Here is a 19,985-nt window from a genome sequence, read left to right on the forward strand (position 1 = left end):
ATTATTGGCTAACTTTGAAATATAACATTAAAAAATAAAATTATGTCATTTGAATTACCAAAACTAGGATACGCGTACGATGCATTAGAACCAACTATTGATGCGAAAACAATGGAAATTCACTATACAAAGCATCACCAGGCTTATATAGATAATTTGAATAAAGCAATCGAGGGTACGGACCTGGCTGGAAAAACAATAGAAGAAATCTGCAAAACAGGAACAGATAAGCCTGCAGTAAGAAATAACGGAGGAGGACACTTTAACCATTCTTTATTCTGGGAAATTTTAACTCCGGGAGGAAGCAAAGAACCTGTAGGAAATGTAAAGGCTGCTATTGAAAACTATGGTGGTTTTGATAAATTTAAAACAGATTTCTCTGAGGCTGCTAAAACAAGATTTGGTTCAGGATGGGCATGGCTGATTAAAAATGCAGACGGTTCAGTTTCCGTATCTTCTACTCCTAATCAGGACAATCCATTAATGCCTGTGGCAGATGTTAAGGGAACTCCGGTTTTAGGATTAGACGTTTGGGAACATGCTTATTACCTAAACTATCAAAACAGAAGACCTGACTACGTTACAGCGTTTTTCGATGTAGTAAACTGGGATAAAGTAGAGGAATTATTCAACAAATAGTTTATCGTTTCCAATAAAAATAAAAAAAGGATCAGAAATTTCTGATCCTTTTTTTATTAATATCTTGTGACATCACTACCGCTCAAACCGTTCATTCGTAAACCGTATTTCCAATTGACGTAAGCGAAAACCTGGTAAAGTTTGTATTCAAACTTTAATCCGTAATTTTCTTTTGGATCATAGCTGATCGACGATTCGATTACATTCCTATATCTTCCTGTATTATAATAGGAATTCCATTCACTGACCAGAATTATATTTCTTGATTTTAAGTAAGACTCTGTGTATTGGTTCATCGGTTTTGCAACCGCATTTAAAAAATAATCATATTGAGTATCCAATACAGTGATATCCCACTCTCCATCGTCATTTTTGGCCGGTTTTATCTCAGATTTCTCTTTGTCCGATTTAGGTTTGTCCTGAGACAAACAGCTAAAAGGCAGACAAAACATGCATACTATTAAAATCAGATTTTTCATACTTATAAAGTTACGCAAAAAGTACTTTAGTTAGGGTTCCTTCTGAAGAATGACAAATGCTGGAAAATGGTCGCTATATCCTCCGGTAAACTGATCCCCATTCCAGGACCTGAAAGGATAACCTTTATAGTTTCCTTCTTTATTGACGAGATATGCGGGAGCATAAATTTCAGCCCTGTAAACAGAGTACTCTTTTGTTACCTGATCGGAAATAAGGTTTTTGGAGACAATGATCTGATCGAATAGGTTAGGTGCATCCTGATACGCCAGAGAAGCAACTCCTTTTTTGTATAGAGGATACATCAGATTCAGATAGGGGGTGTTGTCATTAAGATCTTTTGAATTGCCTACAGCTTTTAAGTGATTCTTTAAACTGGAACTTACCGGGTCGTCATTAAAATCTCCCATTGCAAATAGCTTAGTAGAAGGATCTGCTGCCCGTACACTGTCCATTTGTTGTTTCAGAAGTACTGCTGCGGCATTTCTCTTAGGTAATGAGACCGCTTCTCCTCCTCTTCGGGAAGGCCAGTGATTCATAAAGAAAGCTACTTTTTCATTGTCTAAAAAACCTGTTACCACCAGGATGTCTCTTGTATATTCTCTTTTTCCGGTCTCATTGAAAATTTTTAATTCCTTTTTTAAAGAGTTCGTAACCGTAAATCTTCTCTTCTGATAGATCAATGCAACATCAATTCCCCTGTAATCGTAAGAATTATAATGAATGATCCCATAATCATATTTAGCTAAAGCGGGTTCTTTGATAAGGTCCTGAATTACCTGCCTGTTTTCCACTTCTATAAGACCAACAACTGCGGGAGCTGTTTTTGTATACTGAGACCCAAGCTCAGAAATGACCTTTGCTTCATTGGCAAGTTTGGTTTTATAAACTTTAGTATTATAGTTTTTAGAGCTTTTGGGGGTGAATTCTTCATATCCGCTTTGATATCTCACTGTTTTTTTCCCTTTTAACAAGCCATCACTCCATGTACCATCATACTTTTCAGCCTCCAGGAATCTGATTGAATCTAATGGGATACTCCGATGAAATGCAGGATTGTTTATTGCTTTAGTGCCATCAATATAATCAGCTGAAGGTATAGTATCAAATAAATTTTCCACATTCAAAAAACCTACTGCCGCTACCTTTCTTAGCTGGCCTTGCTGGGCAAAGGTAAACATTGAAAAAAGGAACATAAAAAGGCTTAAATTTTTTCTCATTTTGCGTCAAGATTAATAAGTAGACAATTGATTTATAACTCATTTCATCTTTAAATATAAGTAAATTTAAAATAATTGAACGGAGCGTTTAGCCGGATGCATTACAAAGCCGTAATATTAAGATAACATAATTTTAAAAGTATTTCAGATTATAAAAATTTGTTAAATTTATATTTCCCTACTTTTTTAACGCGTTGAAAACTAAGGGAAAACTATTAAAAATACATTTGCTTATGATTAAAAAATTATCATTAGTCTCTTTGTTTACTTTACTTCCGGCTTCTTATTATTTCGCGCAGACAACTGTGTTTGCTTATTTAAAAGATGCAGATGGAAAACCTATTGAAAGGGCAGAAGTAGATTTAAAAGGGAATGAAAATGATGTTACGGCAGACAAGATTGGCTACTTTCAATTTGTCGATTTGCAGCCCGGACATTACCAGATTGTTATTACAAAATCGAATTACGAAACCAAAGTTATGGAGTTCGATGTGACTCATGATGAAAAGAGGAAAGATTTGGGCATTATTACCCTGTATTCTAATTTAACTAATGTTGATCAGGGATTGGCTATCATAGACAGTGATAATGACGACGACGGTAGCGGCAGCCAGACCTCCACGGTTGGACTTCTTCAATCATCCCAGGATGTATTCAGCAGAATTGCAGCGTTTGATTTAGGTTTTTACTGGTTTCGGCCCAGAGGAATTGACGGACGAATGGGAGAAACTATGTTAAACGGAGTTTCTATGATCAAGTCTGATAACGGAAACGTAGATTTTGGAAATTGGGGAGGACTTAATGAAGTGACGAGATACCCTGAAATTTCTGCGAACCATTCCCCATCAGAATACGCGTTTGGGGGAAATAGTTCGGTCATTTACAAAAGTACCAAGGCTAGTGAATACAGGAAAGGGTTTCAGTTTACGCAATCTCTTACCAATAGAAACTACAGAAACAGGACCTCCCTACGCTATAGCTCCGGGATGAATAAAAACGGGTGGGCATTTACAGTAATGGGAGCAAGGAGATGGGCGGAAGAGGGAATTCAGGAAGGAACATTTTACGATGCATATGGAGCTTATTTGGGTATTGAAAAGAAATTCAATGACAAGCATAGTATGACCTTCAATTTTATTGGAGCTCCTTATAGAAGATCGACAGCAAGCCCAAGTACTCAGGAAGTATATGATTACAGAGGAGTACATTATAATTCCTATTGGGGATATCAGGACGGTAAACAAAGAAGTGAAAGAGTTAGAAAGGGTTTTCAGCCGATATTCCAAATCCAGGATTTTTGGAAAATTGACAAGAAATCAAGTCTCTGGACTTCTGTCTCGTATCAGTTTGGAAAGGATAGAGGCTCGCGCTTAGACTGGCAGAAAGTACAAAATCCGTCACCTACATACTACAGGAATTTGCCAAGTTATTATGATTCCTTAGACCCTAATGCATCGGTCGCTGTAGGACCTGGTGGAACGATGACGACTGCCCAGGACGCATATCAGACATCTCTGGCAGCCTGGACTTCCGGAGATCCGGGAAGTACTCAGCTTAATTGGGATGCTCTTTACAAAAGGAATGGGCAACAGGCGGCAGGAACGTATTACGGGCAGACGGGACGAAGGGCTTTATATTATCTGGTTGATGATGTAAATAATGATAAGATTTTTAATGCAGCAACACACTTTATCCACAATTTTAATGATACAAATAAGTTCCTATTGAATGTATCATATCAAAATTATAAATCAGAACAATATAGGGAAGTCAAGGATCTTTTAGGTGCTGATTTTGTTTTAAACCGGGATCCGTTTGCGGCAACCAATCAACCGGGAAAATCAGGATTGTTTAATGATGGGGAAGAGAATGTAACGAAAAAGGTCGGAGACAGAATGACTTACGATTATATTTTCAGAAGACAGGAAGTTAAGGTGAATCCGGGACTAAAATTTGCAACCGGAAAATTTGATGTATTTGTTTCTGCTCTTGCAGGCTACTCAACATCCAGCAGGGAAGGATTATTCAATCATTATTTGTATAAAGACTCTAAAGGGAAAGGACAGGACTACAATTACTGGAATTATGGACTGAAAGGTCAGGTAGTTTACAAACTGAATGGCAGGAACTTTTTGGTATACAATGGAGCATATTATTCGCAGGCTCCTTATCTGGAAGATCTCTTTATCAATCCCAGAGTAAACGGATCTGTAGCACCTAATATTCAGAATATGGTAATCAGTGCCAATGATATCAGCTATGTTATTTCTTCACCGTTTCTTAAGTTGAGGTTAACGGGATACTTGGTGAACACAAGCAATGAAACCACCGTGCAAAGGTTTTTTGCTGATGGTATTCAGTTAAGTAATTCTGATGACCAGGGAAATGAAACTATTGTACAAAGTGCATTTGTAACGCAGGTAATGACCGACGTTAAAAGAAGAAATATGGGGGCAGAGCTGGGGTTAGACGTAAAGATTATTCCTACATTATCACTACAGGGGTTAGTAAGCCTTGGACAGTTTACCTATGAGAATGATCCTGTTACCTATTTTGCTTCCGACGCTTCAGGTATTTTTTCTAATGGACTTTCTTATATAAATTTAGGAAAGGCTTACATTAAAAATTATCGTCAGGGAGGGACTCCACAGCAGGCTTACTCTTTGGGGTTCAGATATAATTCTCCCAAATACTGGTGGTTCGGTGCCAACTGGAATTATTTTGATGATAATTATTTGGATCCATCCGCTCTGATAAGGACAGAATCATTTGTTCAGAATAATGTTTCTTCAACTCCTTATATTAATCTTAGCGAATCTGAACTGAGAAGAGTGTTGCAACCCAATAAGCTGCCTTCTTCATTTTTTATCAATGCTAATGCAGGAAAATCCTGGGTCATTGGTAAATATTACGTTTTGCTTTCAGCTTCGGTTAATAATATTTTGAACAATAAGAGGTATATCACCGGAGGCTTTGAGCAAACAAGAAATGCCAAATTCCCGGATTTTGTTCAGGATACAGACAGGGAGTTTACTTTATTTGGCCCAAAATACTGGTATACACAGGGAAGATCTTATTTCATTAATCTTCAGCTTAGATTTTAATTTCTATCATCCATTATTAAAAACAACAACAATGAATATAAAAAAATACTTTAGTATAGTAATGGGAGTGGTTTTGGCAGCTTCTGTTACATCTTGCGTGCAAAAAGATGATTGGGAAACTCCACCCGTTAAGTGCACGAATAAATTTCCAGCGGTTACGATGACTATGGCTGATTTTAAAGCCCAGGCTCCGTCGAGTGGTTATATTCTCATCAATACGGACCAGATTTTCGATGGTTATGTGGTATCTTCAGATGAAAACGGCAATTTCTATAAAACGATTTCTTTTCAGGATAAACCTGAAAATCCTACCGTGGGATTACAAATTGAAGTAGATAGAGCAAATAATTATGCTGATTTCCCTGTGGGAGCCCATATCAGAATTAATGCAAAAGGATTAAGACTTGGACTTGACAGAGGAGTTGTGAAGATAGGCTCCGTGGATAATACTTATGCTATAGGAAGAATCCCGGGACCTTTACTGAGCAGATATATGTCTGGGGTATGTAATGGAAACGGACTTGATATTGCTACGTTAAAGCCTCTTGAATTGGCGAATCTGAAGTTGGCCCAGGATGCTAATTATCTGAATATGCTGGTGAAGGTTCCGAATGTTCAGTTTTCTGCTTCTGAGATGGGTAAGAAATACATAGATTATGTAGGTGGTGCAGGAGTAGATACTGATAGAAGTATCGTGGATGTCTTTGGAAATGCAACGAATATTAGAAATTCAGGGTTTTTTACTTCTGGCTCTGCTTTGATTCCTGAAGGAAAAGGGGAACTGACATTTGTAGTAAGCCGCTACAATTCTTCATGGCAAATGCTGATCAGAAGTTTGAACGATGTACAATTTACGGGGAAAAGGTTTTTCTTTGAAGGTTTTGATGGAAGTCTGGATGATAATTGGTTTGCTGTTAGTATCACAGGAGCGCAGGTATGGAACATTCAACAGTTTGGAAATCCAAAACCATGTGTAGTGATGAATGGTTTTTCCGGAGGTAATAATGTTAATGAGGACTGGCTGATTTCTAAACCAATTTCTTTGCAGGGCTTTACTTCGGCAGCTTTATCTTTTGAAACTGACGCAAGATATAATGGTAACCCACTTGAAGTTTTTGTTACTGAAAACTACACCGGAAATCCATCGACAACAAACTGGGTGCCTTTATCTGCAATACTGGATACAAATGCGGCTGCGTTTAATACCTGGACTTATTCCGGAGATATTAATCTTAATGCCTATGTTAATAAGAGTATTTCAATTGCATTTAAATATACCTCCACAACATCGGCAGCTGCCACCTGGGAGTTAGACAATGTTAGAGTAGTGGGTAATTAAAAAACTACAATTTCCATAAAAAAGCCACTACATCTGTAGTGGCTTTCATAATTTAAATTAACTCTTTAAAAAGATACTTCGTTCACTTCTTTCCCTCGTTGGAAATTCATTACTTTCTGACTTCCTTTATACGAGATAGTAACAATGTTACTCTGTTTTGGAAAGGCGCTTAGAAGGATCGTGTTTTTTATTTTCAAGGTATTGATATCTGAAACACCTCCGGTTTCAAAATATACCCATACAGTTTCTCCGCTTACCTGACTTCCTGTAAATGTTATTGTTTTTGGAGAGCCGTTGACGTACACATCAAAATTATTATTGACATATTTTTTTACTTCTGCCTCAAAACCTGCTGTGTTCGGATTTATCTTAATAGCATCGGAAATATGACTCGTATTCATTTTCGTGGTGAACTTCAATGTTTTGCTTCCATCTATATAATCAACCTTAGTCATTGAAGAGAAAAAGTCTACATACATAAAACTCATTAACATAAAACATGTTAAAATTCCTGATATATATAAAAGTTTTTTCATCTTAATTAATAAATTTACAATCATAATTGTTCGTTATAAGTGACAAATAATATGCCAACTAGAAGTTCACGTTTACCGCATACTTGTCGTAAAATGCTTTAATGTGTGCTACAGCCTCATCCGCAGTATCTACCACTCTGTAAAGATCAAGATCGTCTTCAGCAATCATCCCTTCTTTTAGTAAAGTTGCCTTAAACCAATCTAACAGTCCACTCCAAAACTCAGACCCAACCAGAACAATAGGGAACTTTCCGATTTTGTTCGTCTGGATCAGCGTGATAGCTTCAGTAAGTTCATCCAGGGTACCAAATCCTCCTGGCATTACAACAAATCCCTGGGAGTATTTTACAAACATGACCTTCCTTACAAAGAAGTAGTCAAAATTCATCGAATAGGATTTGTTGATATAAGGGTTGAAATGCTGTTCAAAAGGAAGGTCTATATTTAAGCCGATAGATTTACCCTTAGCATTAAAGGCTCCTTTATTTCCTGCTTCCATAATTCCTGGACCTCCTCCTGTAATGATACCAAAACCTATTTTCGTTATTTTTTCTGCAATTTCTACGGCCATTTCGTAGTATTTGCTTTCGGGCTTTAATCTTGCAGACCCGAAAATGGAAACACAAGGGCCTATTTTAGCTAATTTTTCATAACCGTCTACGAATTCAGCCATTACTTTGAAAACCATCCAGCTATCCTTAGTAATGATTTCGTCCCAGGTTTTTTGTCTTAAACTGTTTTGTAGTTTTGTTTCATTAACATCAAATTCCGGATTTATTAAACTTTCGTCTCTGGTACCATCCATTTCCATTGCAAAATTATTTAAAATGTTTTTCGGCTTCTTTTACAGATTCTGGTCTTCCAACATCTATCAGCAGATTATTGTGTACAAATCCATGAATATGTTCGGTTTGCATTAAATCCAGATATTCTTCCATAACAGAAAATTTGCCTGTTCTTTTTATTTTTTCAAAGATAGAAGGGTTAATGCAATGTACACCGCTAAAAGCCAATGCTTTAAATCCTTTATTGAATTCTGCAAGCCTTTGTTCTCCGGTTTGTACGTTTAGCCAGCCTCTTAAAACCATTTCATCATTGAAAAGTAATTTTCTCGAGCTTTCCCTGTCCGAGACGGCTAAAGTAGCAAAATCTTTTATCTTTTTGTGATAACTTACAAGATCATTAATATTAATATCGGTAAGAATATCCGCATTCATGATTAAGAAATCTTCTCCATGATCAAGGAATCTTCTAGCAAAAATTAAACCACCTCCGGTTTCAAGCAATTCTTCACGCTCATCAGATATTTCAATATTGCAATTAAAGTTGTTATTTTCCTTTAAAAAATCAATGATCTGATTTCCAAAATGATGGATATTAATGACAAAATCATTAATTCCAAAACTTTTAAGATATTTGATATTCCGTTCCAGTAGTGGAACTCCATTTACTTTTGCCAAGGCTTTCGGATGATGGTCTGTAAAAGGCTTGAGGCGTGTTCCTTTACCGGCAGCGAAGATTAGAGCTTTCATTTGTTATAATGGGTAGATGATTATTAAAACATACACGGAGTACATTAATTATTTATATAATTGATCGTTTATCAATTATGAATTAAGATGATGTTGCTCATCATGATGTAAGCTTATTTCAGTTCCCTGAGGATATTTTTCTTTGATAAATTCGGCTATTTTTATTGCTGAATATACTGATCTGTGCTGTCCTCCGGTACACCCAAAATTAATTTGCAGATTTTCAAATCCCCGGGAAAGATAATTATCAATATTGATGGATATGATTCCTTTTACCAATTCCAGAAATCGTGGCATCTCGGTTTCATTTTCAAGGAACTCCTGGACTCCTTTGTCGCTTCCTGTCTGACTTTTATATTCCTCAATTCTTCCGGGATTAAGAATTCCTCTGCAATCAAAAGTAAAACCTCCACCATTACCGGTTTCGTCTTTGGGAATTCCTCCTTTCTTGTATGAAAAACTGTGGATGTCTATGTGTAACATAAGTATATATTTTTTATTTACCCTTTAAGATTTAGATGTGTTTTCTTAAGGCTTTACGGGTTTAAAATTGTGTTTATTTTTAAATGTACTTTCTCGTGATCTAATTGTTGTATTAATTTTTTGAGCTCAGGATATTCATTTATACCTTCCCAAGTTTCCGCGAAACGTATCACGTTTTCAATCCCCTGATTGATGCTTGATATAAAATGTGGCTTTCTTTGAATAAGACCTCTAAAACCGTATGCACCAAGAACCTGGAGAAATCTCATCATTTGAATAGGTTTTACCGAGTTTCTTAGTTGATGTTGTGTCTGCTCACTTTCAAATTGCTGAATATAAAATTCTAACATTTCATTTTTGAAATCTTCGGGAAAGTTTGCCTTAGCCTGAAAAAGAAAGGAAATAACATCATAGATAAGAGGGCCTTTCATTGCAGATTGATAATCAATGAAGGAAACATCGTTATTTTCGTTAACCATGATATTTCTTGCCTGAAAATCCCGTATCATTATTCCTTTTGGCTCAAGACTTTCAATAAGAGAGGCTATGGCTTTGAATTCTTTTAGTAGGGTTGACTTATGATATTCCAGCTCCAGGACATCGGCAATGAAATTCTTAAAATAATACAAATCGTGGATGACCGGAAGTTCGTCATAATTCTCATATTCAAATGTTTTGGTAAAATCTATTTCCCCACTTGTCCGTATTTGTAACTGAAAAAGCTTTTCTAAAGTCTGCCTGACCATGGCTTTTACTTTCACGGAAAGACCCTCTTTTGCAATAATTTCGGAGAGGGTGTGTTCTCCTAAAAATTCCTGAACATATGTTTTCCGGTCTTCGGAAATAATAAGAATAGCAGGAGTGTTGAGGTGTAAGTGAGAGAAAATATTTGAATAATAAAAAAAACTTTCATTTTCCTGAATATTTTCATTATAGGTAATAATATACTTTTTGTTATCTGCCTGCGCCAGAAAATTCACTCTCGCGGATCCGCTTTGAGCCAATGTGACGAACTCAGAAGATTTTTTACCTATATGGTTTTCAAAAAATCGTTGTGCGTTTTCAGAAGTCATAATATGGAAACAAATATACTAAATTAGAGTCTAATTTTTATCTTTGTATTATGCTAAAGGATTTTAAGCCGGTTTTAAGTATTCTGTTGAGGTTCATCATCATTTATGTGGTGTTGCTGTTGGCTTATCAGTTTTATCTGAACAGCTACAAGGAAACGGGGCTGGATCCTTTTTCAAGGATGATTGCTGAACAGGTGAGCTATATTCAGAATATTTTGAAATATCCTACACAGCTGTATAATGACGTTGAAAAAGAACAGGTCTGGTTTTATGTAAAGAATGTTTACGTTACACGAATGGTTGAAGGATGTAATGCAATTTCCGTAATAATTCTTTTCGTATCTTTTGTTTTTGCATTCTATAAAGGAGCTAAAACATTTATTTTTGTTTTGATCGGCCTTATGATACTTTATGTGATCAATGTTCTTAGGATCGTAGGAATTAATCTTTTGGTCAGTGATTACAAGCAGTATGAAAAGATGGCCCATGATTTTCTTTTTCCTGCTGTGATCTATGGAACGGTAGTTATCCTGTGGCTTGTTTGGATTAAATTTTTTGCTTTAAAGAATGAAAATACTTAACTGGGTTTTAGTGATACTTGGAGTTGCGGGACTTATGAGTGTACGGGTATTTGAAAATAAGATCTTTTATGATCCTTTTCTTGAGTATTTTCATAAAGCCGATAAGACTATTGCTTTTCCTGCTTTTGATTGGGGAAAGCTGATTCTTGGGCATTTCCTAAGATTTTTTCTGAATTTATTTTTTTCCTGCCTTATTATTCATTTTTTATTTAAAAATAAGACCTGGACCCTACAGGGTGGAGTATTGATTACTATAATTTTTCTTATTACTTTTCCCATCTATCTTTACTGTATTCACGACAGGTTTGAAGTGGGATATCTTTTTTCTTTCTATATGAGAAGGTTTGTGATCCAGCCTTTGATTATACTTCTTGTTGTTCCTATGTTTTATTACAGGCAACAATTATTAAAAAGAGCTTAGATATATCAGTCTATGTTGCAGTATGTTTAACCTCCAGTGTTATATTCTCTGTAGTCCATTCCACTCTTTTTACGAAATCCCTTTCGCGGACTGGGCAATCCATGATCTGGCAGACCGGGCATGAAATCGTTTTGCAGTCATCCATATGAAAATTAAATTCAATGGTACGGTTGATATTTTTTGCCAGGAGGATAATCACATTTTCCATTTCTTTATGGGCGTCACGAAGGCTATAATACCATGGTAGCGTAATATGTGCATCGATATGGAGCGAAGCTCCGAATTGCTGGATTTTCATATTATGTACATCAATCCATTCTGCTTTTCTGTTGTTTTCAAGAACTTGAACAATCTGGATCAGTATCTCGGGATCCTGTTCATCCATAATTCCGCTTAAAGACTTGCGGATGATCTTATATCCTACAAATATAATATAGGCTCCAAATACCAAGGCAACGACAGAATCTAGCCAATAGATCTTTGTAAAGTAAACAACAATTAAACTAAGAACAACTCCAAGAGTGGTAATGGTATCAGATTGGAGGTGTTTTCCTGAAGAGATGAGAACCAATGAGTTATCCGCTTTCCCTTTTTTAATGGAAATATAACCCAGCAGATAATTGACTACTGCAGTGGCAGCAATGATTGCAATTCCCCAGTCCATTTTATTAAGCGTCTTACCGACGATTAAACTATGGGTACCTTCGTAGATGATCATAATACCTGCTATGGCGATTAGCGCTCCCTCTATTCCGGAAGTTACGAATTCAACTTTTCCATGTCCGTAAGGGTGTCCCTCATCTTTAGGTTTTGCGGCTAGATGGAGTGAATAGAGTCCCATAAACGCGCTGATAACGTTCACGACACTTTCCATAGCGTCTGAAAAAACAGCATCGGAATTAGTGAGTTTCCAGGCGATAATTTTACCGATGAACAAAATAACTCCAAAAACGGCAATTAATCTTTGAAAGCCTATCTTATTTTTATTCATATTCTTTAATCTTACTAGTTTGATAAAAAAAAGAATCTCAATTTTGAGACTCTTTTTTATTTTGTTAGTTTAAACTAAGTTTTTTGATACTAGGTATTCTGCAATTTGTACTGCGTTCGTTGCAGCGCCTTTTCTCAGATTATCCGCCACGATCCACAAATTGAGCGTTTTGGGTTGTGACAGATCCCGTCTTATCCTTCCTACAAAGACTTCATCTTTTCCTTCTGAGTCTAGTGGCATCGGATATCGGTTGTTTTTCACATCATCTATTACTATAACTCCCGGGGTTTCAGATAAGATCTTTCTTACTTCATCGAGGTCGAAATCATTTTCAAATTCGATATTCACACTTTCCGAATGTCCGCCCTGAACCGGAACCCTTACTGCCGTTGCCGTTAAATTAAAAGTATCATCCCCTAAGATTTTCTTAGGCTCTTTCATTAATTTAATCTCTTCCTTCGTGTAATCGTCATCACTGAAAACGTCACAGTGTGGTAAAGCATTTTTAAAGATCTGATAAGGATATACCTTTGATACGGAATCATCACCTTTAATTTCAGAATTTAACTGATCTACGGCTGCTTTCCCAGTTCCTGTCACAGACTGATAGGTTGAAACAACCACTCTTTTAAGGTCATATTTCTTATTAAGTGGTCCCAGAACCATAACCAACTGAATGGTAGAGCAGTTCGGGTTAGCAATAATTTTATCTTCGGCCGTTAAAACATTCGAATTGATCTCAGGAACCACCAGTTTTTTGGTAGGATCCATTCTCCACGCAGAAGAATTGTCGATTACAGTAATTCCTGCTTCAGCAAATTTGGGAGCAAATTCCAAAGATGTAGAACCTCCGGCTGAAAAAATAGCAATATCAGGTTTGGCAGCTATAGCGTCATTAATGCTTACAATCGTATACTCTTCCTGTTTATACTTCACCTTCTTACCAATAGATTTTTCCGAAGCTACCGGAATTAATTCTGTGACAGGGAAGTTTCTCTCCTCCAAAACTTTAAGCATAACTTGTCCAACCATTCCTGTTGAACCTACTACAGCTACTTTCATCTTAATGATTACAATGTTTAAGTTAATATATTATGCCCCGAAGACCCTTGTCCACGGGAACGCGAATGCAAATAAGCCAACCGCAATAAGTCCCATGATTACAATTCCTAACGAAATAGTATCATTGGATTTTACTTTTTTATTGATGATCGTCATCAATACGGCTGCAATCAGCATAGAAAATGGATGTTCCACATATTGAAATCTTAGGTCTGCATTTTTCATTACTGCTCCCATATCCAATCCTTTTGTAAAGTTGGTTATCAGCATAATGATTCCAATCAAAAATTGAACGTGGAAGAAGATCATGGTGAAAAGAGTGGTCTTCTTTAAAAATTTGTTCACTTTTCCACTGAAGCCAAACATGGTCCCTAAAAGTGCAATAATAAATAGTGCTACCAAAAGAAGCTCAAGATACCCAAATCCTTTGTGGGCACTAAGTAAAATCTTGTAAAAATCCATATCCTTTTTTTTTCTATTTTTCTAGTAGACAAAGATAACAAAAAATCCCGGCCAAAGCCGGGATTGATATTTATAAAATCTAAATTTATATTATTAGAAGTTGAAAGATAAATTAGCAGACCAAGTTCTTCCGAAACCGAAATAAACTCTGTTCGATGGGTCAAGCCCTTTGTATAAAGTAGCTTGATATGCAGCATATTGCTGAGGCGTTGAGAAATCTCCCTCTCCTTTAGCAAAGATGTTAGTTGCTCCATCTGAAATATAAGTAGTATCTAATAAGTTGTAAACGTTAGCACCTACAGTGAAGTATTGTGACGTGTTATTTAATCTTATTTTATAAGAAAATCCTACATCAAACAGATTAAAATCTGGTAATTTAAGTGATCCTCTTGCCTGGTTTTCAGGTTTGGAGAATGATCCTGGATCAATAGATGAGTAAATTTCACCCACGTATCTCCAAGTACCATAGATACTTAAATCTTTTACAGGTCTTATGGTAGCTCCCAATGAAGCAGTCATCTGAGGAATACTGTTACTGCTACTTCCCCCTACTTTTACACCATCTAGGTAAAGAGTAGTATTGTTAGAAGCGTTTCCAGAAGTTACTACTGGATTGTTGTTATCATCAAATGTAGCCCCACTAGCATTACCTTTATATTTGTAGTCTCCAATAGATAACATTCCTTGGAATTCTAGCATGGGGATTGGCTTATAGGTTGCATCTATTTCAATTCCCATATGTACCTGTGTAATTCCACTGATTTCTGCGTAACCGGTTAATGTTGACGTTCCTGTTGGAGAAGAAGGATCTACTACTTCAAATGTCATTCCTCCTCTTCTGAACCATCTGTCTTTCCACTCAGTTCTGTAAAGGTTAACATTTGCGTTTAATTTAGATGATCTGAATCCATAACCAACTTCAGCTGAGAAGATTTTCTCATTAGTCAAAGTAGGGTTAAGAACCTGAAAGTTACTTGGATATACAGAGTTCATGAAAGGCTGCTTGCTGTAATATCCGATATTAGCAAAAACATTATGGTTATCATTAATATTATAATTTGCCCCCCCTTTAATGTTGTATCCGAAAAGATTCTTGAAACCAGTTTTTGTATTTACTATCTGTCCAGTAACTGCATTAGGTTGTCTGGTTACACCATCTTTTACAAAGTTATCAATTCTTTGATATGCCTGATTTGAAACGGAACCTTGTAAGAATGCTGATAAATTATCCTTAGAATATTCTACTTGAGCGAATCCACTGTACCAAAGTACTTCACCATCATTACTGTAGCCTATTTGATCTCCTATTGGAGCAGTTTTCCCTCCAAACGGATTCCATGAAAGGCTCTTGTAATCATACACTTTATTAACAATGTATGGCGCCACATTTTTGTTTCCGGCTTCTTTATACCCTGCAGCTCCGTAAAGATCTGAAACTACTTGATAATGATAACCATAGTAATATCTGTCGTCTGTACCTACTGAGAAATTCCAGTTATCATTGATTTTATGTTGGAAATTTGCTAAAATCCCATACCAGTTGTGGGAGTTAATACTTGCTCTACGGATTAATGTACTTCCTGCTGGAGTAGCCGGATTATTTAGGTCAACAGCCTGGTTAGCTGCAAAAATAGCATCATAATTGAAATGCCCCATATTGTCATAGTAACCAGTAGCTCCTTTTCCGCCAACTCTACCCAAATCACCAGTTCCACCACCTCTACCATTAGACATATATAGAACAGTACTTAATTTGGATTTTTCATTCATATTCCAATCCCAGTTCAACATCATTACGGGCTTAGCGTAATAATTAGATCTGTTTGCTAAAGCCACTTTATTTCCATTTGCATCGGTATAGTAACCATAATCAGAATTGTATTGTCTGTATGGAGTACCATCTTGGTCCGGATTATATTTTATATAGTTTGCAATAGTAGGAGAGAAGGTTCTCTGATCATGCCACTGTGGAGATGAAGTTATAGTGAATTGGAAGTTATGCTTTTTGTTCGGCTCCCAACCTAATGCGAAATAGTAAGCATAAGCTTCAAAGTCTGTGTTTTCGATATAAGTTCCTCCTGCAGTTCTACTCATTAGAAAAGATGAAGACCATCCTTTATCAAGTTTTCCAGTATTATATGCAAATGATGTTTTTAAGTAGTCATTATTACCAACTCCTAATCTTATCACACCTCCTTTTTTCATGTCCGCAGAACGAGTAATGTAGTTAATAGTTCCCCCTACAGAAGCTATCCCTAATTTAGAAGAACCTAAACCTCTCTGTGCTTGAACAAAACTAGTAACGTCAGCTAAACCTGTCCAGTTAGAGTAGTATACAGTACCTCCTTCCATATCATTTACAGGCATACCGTTTACCATTACTGCGATGTTTCGGGACTCGAAACCTCTCATGGTAATACCTCCGTCACCGTAACCACCTCCGGATTTAGTAGCGTACACTGAAGGTGTAGTGTTTAAAATCTCGGTAAGTTCTTGGTTTCCTAATCTTTCGATAATTTGTGCTGCTTTAATAGTAGATGCAGCAACCGGTGTCTTTCTATCTTTAGCGATATCTGTTACACCTTGTAAAATTACCTCCTCAATGTCTTTAGACCTCTTAATCGTGTCCTGTGTTTCTTGAGCGTAATAAACACTAGCTGTAGACAATGTAATTACTACAGTCAGTATCGATTTGTTGATTAATTTCATAATCGTTAGTAATAGTTAGATTTAAATTTTATGCAAAAGTCGGTATTTAAATTTTAACCAATATTAACCCAATGTTAATTTTTAACGAATATTAAGAATTATTAATTTGTTGATTTATAGTATTTTAGCTTTTTTACTTGTTTTTATGTTAAAAAAATGCATTGCATAATACATAAAAAAGTAATATTATTTTTATTAAAAATACAATGCTATTTCACGGCTTTGAGGCTTAGATCTATGTTTTTAGCCGAGTGTGTAAGGGCTCCTGCAGAAATGTAAGTAACCCCTGTAGAGGCAATATCTTTTAGCTCATCACGGGTAATTCCGCCTGAAGCTTCGGATTCACATTTACCGTTAATCATTTCAACTGCCTGTCTCATTGTTTTGACATCCATATTATCGAGCATGATTCTGTCTACCTTTGCTTTAATAGCTTCTTCAACTTCTTCAAGATTCCTTGTTTCAACCTCTATTTTCAGTTTTTTCTTGTTCTTTTTAATATAATCTTTTGCCATTTTTACCGCATTGGTAATACTGCCATTATAATCAATATGATTATCTTTCAGCATGATCATGTCATAAAGCCCGTATCTGTGGTTGGTTCCGCCTCCTATAGCAACCGCCCATTTTTCACATATCCTGAAATTAGGAGTGGTTTTTCTTGTATCTAATAATTTGGTTTTTGTCCCCACTAATCTTGAATCCCATTCATGTGTAAGAGTTGCTATACCGCTCATCCTTTGCATGCAGTTCAGGATCAGCCTTTCTGTTGAAAGAATTGATTGAGCAGGTCCTGTAACTATGAAGGCAATATCTCCTACTTTGGCTGCCTCACCGTCTTTAATAAAGGTTTCAACTTTTAGGTTTTTATCGAAAGTTGTACAGATAATTTCAGCTAATTCAACTCCTGCAAGGATACAATTTTGCTTAACCAGAAGTTGAGCACTTTGTTTAAGATCTTTTGGAATTGTTGATAAGGTAGAATGATCACCATCCTGGATATCTTCTTCCAGAGCAGATTTTATAAATGTTTTAAGTGCTTTATCTGTTACGTAGTTTGGCTTTTTCATGTTCTTTATACTTGGTTAAGCTAAATCTTTATTATAAAATGCCCCCTTATTTTCAGTCATTTCCATAGATTGGGTAATGATGAGATGAGCAACGGTTGTTAAGTTTCTTAGTTCGGATAATTGAGGGGAAAGAATAGAGTAGCGATAGATTTCATCTACAGCCGCGGCAATTTCATGATGCTTTTGAAGAGCCATTTTTAAACGTCTGTTGCTTCGTACGATACCTACCAGGTCACTCATCATTTCCTGAAGTTGTTTTCTGAGGTAGCTTACGATAACCATTTCATCAATAATTTTCATTCCTTCCTCGTTCCACTCCGGAACAGCTTTTAGATCATCAAAATTAAAGCTGTTATCCTTTAATAGCTCTACGGTCTTCATCGCTGCATTATGCCCAAACACAAGTCCTTCTAGTAAAGAGTTGGAAGCAAGTCTGTTAGCTCCGTGTAAGCCGGAGTTGGTGCATTCGCCCACGGCAAATAAATTTTTGATAGAAGATTGCCCGTCTCTGTCCACTTCAATTCCTCCCATCAGATAATGGCAGGCGGGAACTACAGGAATTAATTGAGTGAAAGGATCAATGGCTTCTTCTTTGCATTTTTTATAAATATTAGGGAAATGGTCTAAAAATTTTTCCTGATTCATTTCCCGGCAATCCAGACCTACATATTCATCTCCGGAAATTTTCATTTCGTTGTCTATAGCTCTTGCTACTATATCTCTGGAGGCAAGTTCCTCACGTTCATCATATTTATGCATGAACTTTTCTCCTCTTTTTGTTCTGAGTTTTGCACCATCACCACGTACTGCCTCTGAAATCAGAAATAACATTCCGTCAATTTTGCTATACAGGGCTGTAGGGTGGAACTGGTAATATTGCATGTTGGAAACATTTCCTTTTGCGCGGGCTACAAATGCAATTCCGTCACCTGTCGCGATAGTGGGATTGGTTGTGTTTTTATAAACATGGCCAGCACCTCCGGTTGCAACGAGTGTTATTTTTGAAGTTATTTTTTTTATGGTTTTGGATTTTTCATCCAAAATATATGCACCATAACAGTGGATGTCTCCTTCATTTAATTCTTTTCCGGGAACATGGTGCTGAGTGATAATGTCAATAACGTAATGGTGATCGAGAATTTCGATGTTTGGACTGTTTTTGACTGTCTGTAAAAGAGCCCTTTCAATCTCAAATCCCGTTATATCCTTATGATGAACAATTCTGTTTTCTGTATGTCCTCCTTCTCTGCCTAATGCAAATTCTCCATTTTTCATGTCGAATTGAGCACCCCATTCTACAATTTCATTAAACCTTGCGGGAGCTTCTTTTACCACCATTTCTACCACATCGCGTTTACTTTCTCCATCTCCGGCACGCATGGTGTCTTCAATGTGTTTTTCGAAATTGTCTTTCTTGAAATCCGTAACGACAGCTAAGCCGCCCTGAGCATATTTTGTATTGCTTTCATCTTCATCAGATTTTGTTACTATTATTATATTGGCATCAGGAAGTTGTTCAGAAACTTTAATTGCATAAGAAAGTCCCGAGATTCCGGAACCAATTATTAATACATCCGCTTTTATCATATGCTTGCTTTAAGACAATGGTCTAATCATTAAATAAATTTAAACAATTTTTCGTTTGGTTTCCGTACTTTTTTCATGTGCTGAAAATGATCCTCTTCAGATCTGTAGCCCATTGCCAGTGTAACCGTTACTTTTTCTGTTTTCGGATCCAGATTTAGGATGTTTTCGATAAGATCTTCGCGAAACCCCTCCATGGGGCAAGTATCTACATTTTCAATAGCGGCAGCATACATTAGGTTGGCTAAGACGATATAGGATTGTTTTTCAGCCCAATTGAAAATTTCGTCGTCCTTTTTTTGAACAATATGCTGGTTAATGCTCTTTTTGAAAGGATCAAGTGTTTCCAGTGGAATATTTCTCACTTCAGAAATGTGGTTAAAATAACCTCTTATATAACTTTCATCAATTGTTTTTTTAGAAACAATTACAATAAGGTGAGAACATGTAGAAATTTGAGATGGATTATAGAAAGCCGGAATAAGCTTTTGTTTCATTTCTTCGCTTTCAACAACTAAGATCTTGTACGGCTGAAGTCCCAAAGAGCTGGCAGACAATTTCCCCGACTCAAGAATGTTATGAAGGGTTTCCTGAGGAATAATCTCTTTGTTGAATTTTTTTACAGAATATCTTCTGCTTAAAGCTTCCAAATAATTCATAAGACAAATTTAAGAATTGAATATGAATAAAATGGAGTTATCA

General features: G+C 36.4%; 19 protein-coding genes. 5 read left to right on the plus strand and 14 right to left on the minus strand.

Annotated elements, in window-relative coordinates:
• The first annotated feature begins 42 nt into the window (after positions 1-42).
• A complete protein-coding gene (locus MTQ00_RS17270; protein WP_194304258.1) occupies positions 43-639 on the plus strand; it encodes a superoxide dismutase in 597 nt (198 codons plus the stop codon).
• 56 nt (positions 640-695) lie between these two features.
• Here MTQ00_RS17270 and MTQ00_RS17275 read toward each other — a convergent pair whose 3' ends face one another.
• Complete coding sequence (locus tag MTQ00_RS17275; protein WP_273650437.1) at positions 696-1,118, minus strand: DUF6146 family protein; 423 nt, start codon at positions 1,116-1,118, stop codon at positions 696-698.
• Between the two features lie 30 nt (positions 1,119-1,148).
• Entirely contained in the window at positions 1,149-2,336 is a 1,188-nt protein-coding gene (locus tag MTQ00_RS17280) for an endonuclease/exonuclease/phosphatase family protein (protein ID WP_273650438.1), read from the minus strand.
• Between the two features lie 233 nt (positions 2,337-2,569).
• Here MTQ00_RS17280 and MTQ00_RS17285 point away from each other — a divergent pair, with 233 nt between their 5' ends.
• Positions 2,570-5,440, plus strand: a complete 2,871-nt coding sequence (locus MTQ00_RS17285; protein WP_273650439.1) for a carboxypeptidase-like regulatory domain-containing protein — start codon at positions 2,570-2,572, stop codon at positions 5,438-5,440.
• A gap of 31 nt (positions 5,441-5,471) precedes the next feature.
• Positions 5,472-6,779: a DUF5689 domain-containing protein gene (locus MTQ00_RS17290; protein WP_273650440.1), complete on the plus strand. Its 1,308-nt coding sequence runs from the start codon at positions 5,472-5,474 to the stop codon at positions 6,777-6,779.
• A gap of 65 nt (positions 6,780-6,844) precedes the next feature.
• On the opposite strand, the gene MTQ00_RS17295 is transcribed toward MTQ00_RS17290, so the two are convergent.
• The 5 genes from MTQ00_RS17295 to MTQ00_RS17315 all read right to left on the minus strand — a co-directional run bounded on the left by MTQ00_RS17295 (position 6,845) and on the right by MTQ00_RS17315 (position 10,403).
• Positions 6,845-7,315, minus strand: coding sequence for a DUF6702 family protein (locus MTQ00_RS17295; protein ID WP_228457017.1), 471 nt, complete (start codon positions 7,313-7,315; stop codon positions 6,845-6,847).
• 58 nt (positions 7,316-7,373) lie between these two features.
• Complete coding sequence (locus MTQ00_RS17300; protein WP_373428014.1) at positions 7,374-8,126, minus strand: TIGR00730 family Rossman fold protein; 753 nt, start codon at positions 8,124-8,126, stop codon at positions 7,374-7,376.
• Between the two features lie 7 nt (positions 8,127-8,133).
• Complete coding sequence (locus MTQ00_RS17305; protein ID WP_172282233.1) at positions 8,134-8,847, minus strand: nucleotidyltransferase family protein; 714 nt, start codon at positions 8,845-8,847, stop codon at positions 8,134-8,136.
• A gap of 75 nt (positions 8,848-8,922) precedes the next feature.
• On the minus strand, positions 8,923-9,330 hold the full coding sequence (locus tag MTQ00_RS17310) for a RapZ C-terminal domain-containing protein (RefSeq protein ID WP_172282234.1): 408 nt from the start codon (positions 9,328-9,330) through the stop codon (positions 8,923-8,925).
• A gap of 53 nt (positions 9,331-9,383) precedes the next feature.
• On the minus strand, positions 9,384-10,403 hold the full coding sequence (locus tag MTQ00_RS17315) for an aminoglycoside phosphotransferase family protein (protein WP_172282236.1): 1,020 nt from the start codon (positions 10,401-10,403) through the stop codon (positions 9,384-9,386).
• 50 nt (positions 10,404-10,453) lie between these two features.
• Here MTQ00_RS17315 and xrtF point away from each other — a divergent pair, with 50 nt between their 5' ends.
• The gene (gene xrtF, locus MTQ00_RS17320) at positions 10,454-10,984 is read left to right on the plus strand and encodes an exosortase family protein XrtF (protein ID WP_273650441.1); all 531 of its coding nucleotides are present in this window, start codon (positions 10,454-10,456) and stop codon (positions 10,982-10,984) included.
• The gene (locus tag MTQ00_RS17325; RefSeq protein ID WP_273650442.1) at positions 10,971-11,405 is read left to right on the plus strand and encodes an exosortase F system-associated membrane protein; all 435 of its coding nucleotides are present in this window, start codon (positions 10,971-10,973) and stop codon (positions 11,403-11,405) included. The genes xrtF and MTQ00_RS17325 overlap by 14 nt, the downstream gene beginning before the upstream one ends.
• Positions 11,406-11,415: 10 nt before the next feature.
• On the opposite strand, the gene MTQ00_RS17330 is transcribed toward MTQ00_RS17325, so the two are convergent.
• From MTQ00_RS17330 to MTQ00_RS17360, 7 genes are all read right to left on the minus strand, one after another.
• Complete coding sequence (locus tag MTQ00_RS17330) at positions 11,416-12,396, minus strand: cation diffusion facilitator family transporter (RefSeq protein WP_273650443.1); 981 nt, start codon at positions 12,394-12,396, stop codon at positions 11,416-11,418.
• A gap of 69 nt (positions 12,397-12,465) precedes the next feature.
• Complete coding sequence (locus MTQ00_RS17335) at positions 12,466-13,458, minus strand: aspartate-semialdehyde dehydrogenase (protein WP_273650444.1); 993 nt, start codon at positions 13,456-13,458, stop codon at positions 12,466-12,468.
• A gap of 30 nt (positions 13,459-13,488) precedes the next feature.
• The gene (locus MTQ00_RS17340) at positions 13,489-13,920 is read right to left on the minus strand and encodes a hypothetical protein (protein ID WP_172282253.1); all 432 of its coding nucleotides are present in this window, start codon (positions 13,918-13,920) and stop codon (positions 13,489-13,491) included.
• A 93-nt stretch (positions 13,921-14,013) separates the two neighbouring features.
• The gene (locus MTQ00_RS17345) at positions 14,014-16,629 is read right to left on the minus strand and encodes a TonB-dependent receptor (protein ID WP_273650445.1); all 2,616 of its coding nucleotides are present in this window, start codon (positions 16,627-16,629) and stop codon (positions 14,014-14,016) included.
• 209 nt (positions 16,630-16,838) lie between these two features.
• Positions 16,839-17,699 carry a carboxylating nicotinate-nucleotide diphosphorylase gene (gene nadC, locus MTQ00_RS17350; protein ID WP_273650446.1) on the minus strand — a complete coding sequence of 287 codons (861 nt, stop codon included), beginning with the start codon at positions 17,697-17,699 and terminating at the stop codon, positions 16,839-16,841.
• A 15-nt stretch (positions 17,700-17,714) separates the two neighbouring features.
• The gene (gene nadB, locus MTQ00_RS17355; RefSeq protein ID WP_273650447.1) at positions 17,715-19,286 is read right to left on the minus strand and encodes an L-aspartate oxidase; all 1,572 of its coding nucleotides are present in this window, start codon (positions 19,284-19,286) and stop codon (positions 17,715-17,717) included.
• Between the two features lie 29 nt (positions 19,287-19,315).
• On the minus strand, positions 19,316-19,942 hold the full coding sequence (locus MTQ00_RS17360; protein WP_273650448.1) for an NAD(P)H-dependent oxidoreductase: 627 nt from the start codon (positions 19,940-19,942) through the stop codon (positions 19,316-19,318).
• Positions 19,943-19,985 lie beyond the last annotated feature (43 nt).

The sequence above is a fragment of the Chryseobacterium sp. B21-037 genome (genome assembly GCF_028570785.1).
GTDB lineage: Bacteria > Bacteroidota > Bacteroidia > Flavobacteriales > Weeksellaceae > Chryseobacterium > Chryseobacterium proteolyticum.

Coding starts and splice junctions, on each gene's coding strand:
- MTQ00_RS17270 (WP_194304258.1), top strand. CDS start 43: ATGTCATTTGAATTACCAAAACTAGGATACGCGTACGATGCATTAGAA.
- MTQ00_RS17275 (WP_273650437.1), bottom strand. CDS start 1,118: ATGAAAAATCTGATTTTAATAGTATGCATGTTTTGTCTGCCTTTTAGC.
- MTQ00_RS17280 (WP_273650438.1), bottom strand. CDS start 2,336: ATGAGAAAAAATTTAAGCCTTTTTATGTTCCTTTTTTCAATGTTTACC.
- MTQ00_RS17285 (WP_273650439.1), top strand. CDS start 2,570: ATGATTAAAAAATTATCATTAGTCTCTTTGTTTACTTTACTTCCGGCT.
- MTQ00_RS17290 (WP_273650440.1), top strand. CDS start 5,472: ATGAATATAAAAAAATACTTTAGTATAGTAATGGGAGTGGTTTTGGCA.
- MTQ00_RS17295 (WP_228457017.1), bottom strand. CDS start 7,315: ATGAAAAAACTTTTATATATATCAGGAATTTTAACATGTTTTATGTTA.
- MTQ00_RS17300 (WP_373428014.1), bottom strand. CDS start 8,126: ATGGAAATGGATGGTACCAGAGACGAAAGTTTAATAAATCCGGAATTT.
- MTQ00_RS17305 (WP_172282233.1), bottom strand. CDS start 8,847: ATGAAAGCTCTAATCTTCGCTGCCGGTAAAGGAACACGCCTCAAGCCT.
- MTQ00_RS17310 (WP_172282234.1), bottom strand. CDS start 9,330: ATGTTACACATAGACATCCACAGTTTTTCATACAAGAAAGGAGGAATT.
- MTQ00_RS17315 (WP_172282236.1), bottom strand. CDS start 10,403: ATGACTTCTGAAAACGCACAACGATTTTTTGAAAACCATATAGGTAAA.
- xrtF (WP_273650441.1), top strand. CDS start 10,454: ATGCTAAAGGATTTTAAGCCGGTTTTAAGTATTCTGTTGAGGTTCATC.
- MTQ00_RS17325 (WP_273650442.1), top strand. CDS start 10,971: ATGAAAATACTTAACTGGGTTTTAGTGATACTTGGAGTTGCGGGACTT.
- MTQ00_RS17330 (WP_273650443.1), bottom strand. CDS start 12,396: ATGAATAAAAATAAGATAGGCTTTCAAAGATTAATTGCCGTTTTTGGA.
- MTQ00_RS17335 (WP_273650444.1), bottom strand. CDS start 13,458: ATGAAAGTAGCTGTAGTAGGTTCAACAGGAATGGTTGGACAAGTTATG.
- MTQ00_RS17340 (WP_172282253.1), bottom strand. CDS start 13,920: ATGGATTTTTACAAGATTTTACTTAGTGCCCACAAAGGATTTGGGTAT.
- MTQ00_RS17345 (WP_273650445.1), bottom strand. CDS start 16,629: ATGAAATTAATCAACAAATCGATACTGACTGTAGTAATTACATTGTCT.
- nadC (WP_273650446.1), bottom strand. CDS start 17,699: ATGAAAAAGCCAAACTACGTAACAGATAAAGCACTTAAAACATTTATA.
- nadB (WP_273650447.1), bottom strand. CDS start 19,286: ATGATAAAAGCGGATGTATTAATAATTGGTTCCGGAATCTCGGGACTT.
- MTQ00_RS17360 (WP_273650448.1), bottom strand. CDS start 19,942: ATGAATTATTTGGAAGCTTTAAGCAGAAGATATTCTGTAAAAAAATTC.